A 3,286-nucleotide genomic window follows, 5' to 3' on the forward strand; every position below is an offset into this window, starting at 1 on the left:
ATTTAATATCGATTGTTCTGTTTTCGGTCGTGAAGCCAAGACAATTACAGTCACTTCTTCTGGGAGAGGTGAAGGGAAAACAACGACAGCGATCAATTTAGCCGTTGCGTATGCACAAACAGGCAAGAAAGTGGTTCTCGTAGATGCAGACCTGCGAAATCCATCGATTCACCTAATCTTTCGTGAAGATAATGGAAGAGGGCTAACCAGTTATCTCGCGAATCAGAGTGCAGTGAGCGAAATCGTACGGGAAACCTACATTGAAAATGTATCTATTGTAACGTCGGGTCCCTCACCTCAGAATCCTTCTGGATTATTAGCTTCAAATCAAATGGATGCCTTACTGGCAGAACTTAGTGAGATATATGACATGGTTATTGTAGACACAACGTCCATTCTAACCGTAACGGATGCCAAGATCATGGCAACAAAGTGTGACGGGACACTCCTCATCGTTAAATCAGGGAAAGTGAAACGTGGTATTGCCAAGAAAGTGAAAGAGGAGCTCCATCTTGCAAATGTGAATTTAATTGGCGTCGTCATGAATGAAATCAAAAGCGATCATGCATCGTCGTACCTGTAACTATTGCGGGAAATCAAAGTAAGGGGAGAGAGTTTATATCCAATGAGAAAAAAACGGCGGAAGCAGCAACCGAAAGTCGTGAGAACCCTTTGCATTTTGACTTTAAGCATTGGCATATTGGCAGGGTGCTCAGATACAGCAGTTAATCATTCAGACAGTAATTCCGTGTACAGTGATCAAGCGCCGAAAAGCATCAAAGTATTCAAGGTTATTAAACAAAAAATTGGGGAGCCACTGGAACGTGCGGCAGAAGCGCAATCATCAGCCCAATTTGGCATTACAGCGAAGGCTGCCGGAGATATTGATCAAGTTTTGAAAAAACGCGGAGATATGGTCCAAGAAGGCGATGTGATTCTGCGGTTGAGGTCTGGTGATCTCCAGACTCAGAGAGAAACCGCGGCACTTGCTGTAGAAACGGCTCAGGATGCGATAGAAAAGGCAAAAGTAAGAGCTAAGAAAGACACACAAACCCAGAAGCTGGATATGAGCAATACCATTCAAAAGATGGAACTAGCGATGACCGGTTTAGTGCGGAATTACAATAAAATGAAAAACGATTATGATATCGGACTGGTTACGAAAGCTCAGCTATACCAGATGGAAACTCAAATGATGAGTGCCCGTATGGATCTGGATCAGCTTAAACAGAAACTAAGCGCAGTAGAACCGCAGGAAGTTTCTCCTGAATTGGACGTACAGCTCAAAAATGCGCAAGTTAACCTGCAGCAGCTTGACCAGTCGATGAAAAACCTTGAAGTGAGAGCAACGGTAAGCGGCTTATTGACGGAGATGCCGATGGAAGCGGGGATGGCGCTGCAACCTGGAGCTAAGGTTGGGGTCATTCAAAGGCTCGACCCGATTAAAATTAAAGCACAATTATCGGAAGCGGAAACGAACCAAATCGGTAGTAAGACGGAGTTATCTTATTACATAGTGGGAGCTAATGAGAAATACAAGGGAGCCATCAGTTATCTCTCCAAGGTTATCGATCCGGAAACGAAAGCCTATGAAATTAATCTCGAGGTGCCGAACAAAGATTTGTCTTTGAAACCTGGGACGAAGCTGAAGCTTCAGTTGACGGAAGAGAAGGACCAGATTGTAGTGACAGTTCCTACCTATAGTATTGTTAAAGAAGGTGACAATGCTTATGTATTCGTACTCTCAGGAGATACCGTTGAGAAACGTAGCATCCAATTAGGCAGATTGAATGAGCCTAATCAAGAAGTGCTCTCGGGTCTCAAAGAGGGAGAACTGGTTGTGAAAACGAGCCCAAGTCAGTTAAGTAATAAAGAAAAAGTTCAAATGACCGCTATTGAAGAGCAATAAATAAAATTGGAGTGACTTGACTTGAAAATAAATTGGAAACATACGATGGTTATGTTCATTTTATCCGTTTCACTTGTGATTCCATCAGCGGCATTCCATGTAGCAGCCGATGAAAGATATGCAGCTACTACGACGGTGAAAAGCTACGCATTGACGAGTGATATCAAGGTAGAAGTGAAAAGTATTCTAAACGAAACAACCTCTGAAGGAGCTAGAATTGGCACTGTGGTTCGTCTTTATAACGATGGGGATCGCCTAACAGGTGTACCTGAGTATGAAGTTCGTGCCAAGACGCAAGAAGGCTTGGAATATATCATGCGTCCAAGCCAGGCTAATGCCAAGAACATTCAGCCCAAAGAGACGGTAGAGCTTAGTTATATGACGATCATTGAGCGTTATGATGTCTTTTCATTAACTGACCTTTCCTTCTATGATGTGGATGAATTCGTCTATCCCAAACAAGAAAAGAAAATCATATCCCTGCCGATTTCTGAATTAGAATGGAAGGGTGAAAAGGCTGTCCTTATCGATCCTTCAACGATGAAGAAGTGGGATGATAAGTTTACAATTCCTGTGCTGTCAAGCACATTGTCGTACAAGCCGGTCAGCCTTGCTGAGCAGAATACGCCGGATGGACCGATGACGATCGTAGCATTACTTGCTACGAATACGGGAGATAAGAAAACGGTCATCCCCGATTTCCGGATCAATGGCAAATCAGAGAACAAGATTTACAGCGGAAAGCGAATAGAGAAAGATCCGATCACCCTCGAACCGGGCGAAGAGAACTATGTCCATTATGCGATTCCGATCCGAAATAAGATGGATTTGAAGAGTTTATCGGTTCTGACGCCAGAAGACTTTGTGGGCGAGGACAAAAAACATACCGAATATTTAATCGGCCGATTGACGATCACACCGCCAGGAGCTAACGATGTACGGTTCTTGATGAATCAATTGCCACAATATGAATGGAACAAACCGCTTCAGATTGACCCATTAACGAAGCTGATTCGGCCAGAGATCAATATTTCTATGGTAGATCTTCGTGTGTATGAAAGTGCGGGTGGCGGATTTAAAGCAGCCGTGGCCAAATTCAAGCTGCTCAATAAGAGTGAAAGCCCTTTGCAGGTTCCTCTCTTTCAGACGGTCCTAACAAGCAACAGCGGTAATAAATATTTGGGTACAAGACAAGATACGCAGGTAGAAACGCTCATCCCTAATTTAAGCTACGTCATCTACTACTCATTTATTATTCCGAATGCAGAAAACGGTGAGCAGTTGGCTATGGAAATTACGGATGGGAAAAGTGTAGAGCCCTATAACCTTCCACTTGCGGCCTTCAAGACAAAAGTGATGGATGAGACTGATGACAAG

At 43.6% G+C, this 3,286-nt stretch carries 3 protein-coding genes; all 3 read left to right on the forward strand.

The features are described 5' to 3' along the window. Positions 1 to 583: CpsD/CapB family tyrosine-protein kinase (locus AC1DUA_RS30575; RefSeq protein ID WP_477503328.1), on the forward strand; the 583-nt coding region annotated here is incomplete at its 5' end. Between the two features lie 42 nt (positions 584 to 625). Beyond that, complete coding sequence (locus AC1DUA_RS30580) at positions 626 to 1,909, forward strand: efflux RND transporter periplasmic adaptor subunit (protein WP_477503329.1); 1,284 nt, start codon at positions 626 to 628, stop codon at positions 1,907 to 1,909. A 21-nt stretch (positions 1,910 to 1,930) separates the two neighbouring features. Next, on the forward strand, positions 1,931 to 3,286 hold a 1,356-nt coding region (locus tag AC1DUA_RS30585), incomplete at its 3' end, for a hypothetical protein (protein ID WP_477503330.1).

Source organism: Paenibacillus sp. 01T422 (assembly GCF_056398785.1).